The 1,383-nt window shown below is 37.7% G+C and carries 1 protein-coding gene; it reads left to right on the top strand.

The window, feature by feature from the left end:
• The first annotated feature begins 206 nt into the window (after positions 1 to 206).
• Positions 207 to 1,136, top strand: coding sequence for a histone deacetylase (locus AFK68_RS00145; protein ID WP_094670686.1), 930 nt, complete (start codon positions 207 to 209; stop codon positions 1,134 to 1,136).
• The last annotated feature ends 247 nt before the right edge of the window (positions 1,137 to 1,383 follow it).

Below are 1,383 nucleotides of genomic sequence, written 5' to 3'. Positions count from 1 at the left end.
GAATATTTTGCTAAAATAAATGGAAAATAGAGAGATATTTTTAGTTGAATGAAAAGTTAAAATATTGGTATAATTTTAATTAACTAGCTATCAGCTTTTTAACCCAAGCTCAAAAAAATAATCTTGCTAAATGCTGACTCCTGAAAGCTGACAGCTTTTTTTAAGTTTTAGTCAGTTGGAAAACCTATAATATTGATATTTGTAATATGGTTTCTGTTATTTATTCCGATGAATTTCTCGAACACAAAACTGGTATGCTACACCCAGAGCGACCAGAACGTTTAACTGCAATTGTGACAGCTCTCAATACTTTTCCTGACAATGGCCAACTCCAATGGCAGTCACCTACTCCTGTAGAAAACCGCGCTCCATCATTGATGACACTACTAGAAAAAGTTCATTCTCCTAGTCATATTCAAGCAGTAGCAGAAATAGCTAATACTGGTGGCGGTTATCTAGACGGGGATACACCAGTTTCTGCTAAAAGTTATGATATAGCATTGTTAGCAGTAAGTGCTTGGTTAGATGGGGTTGATTTAGTCTTGGGAAATGGGAAACCAGCATTTGTCTTGGCAAGACCCCCCGGGCATCATGCTGAAAGTAGACGGGGTATGGGATTTTGCTTATTTTCCAATGCAGCGATCGCCGCTCATTACGCCCTAGAAAAAGCAGACATTAACAAAGTTGCCATTCTCGACTGGGATGTACATCATGGTAATGGCACCCAGGAAATTGTAGAAACTAATGAAAATATAGCCTACTGTTCTTTGCATCAATCTCCCTGTTATCCAGGAACAGGATATGCTGATGAACATGGTTCCTACAATAACGTACTAAATTTACCCATGTCACCAGGTAGTACAATGGCTATTTATCAACCAACTTTCGAGCAAAAAGTCGTACCCTTTTTAGCTAACTTTCAACCAGATTTATTGATTGTTAGTGCTGGTTACGATGCCAACCACGACGACCCATTAGCAGGTATTTCTCTACAACCAAAAGACTATGGATTATTTACAGAATATTGTTTACAAATAACCCACAAAATATTATTTGGTTTAGAAGGAGGTTATGACTTACCTAGTTTATCTCAGTCAGTATTAGCAACAATTGAACCTTGTCTTCAAGTCAGTTGATATGCTCCCGAATTGCGCTAATGCGACAAAGCGATACAGGAAAATTAAATTTGAGGATATTCTCTACTCCCCACTCCCTTTTTTACTGTAACTATTTCTACAGCGTATTTCATATCAGTGAGGTATACTCCTAATGGGCAATATCCACGCCGAAAAAAGACTTGATCGTTAATATTTGTATCGCATGGCGCATATACCTCGAACCTGCTAAATTTGGTATTATATTATATAGAATCCGGTTGAACAG

This window comes from Hydrocoleum sp. CS-953 (assembly GCF_002260545.1).
In the GTDB taxonomy this organism is placed as follows: domain Bacteria; phylum Cyanobacteriota; class Cyanobacteriia; order Cyanobacteriales; family Microcoleaceae; genus Trichodesmium.
Note: the sequence above shows the minus strand (reverse complement) of the source record. Positions and strands in the feature narration are given on the sequence as shown.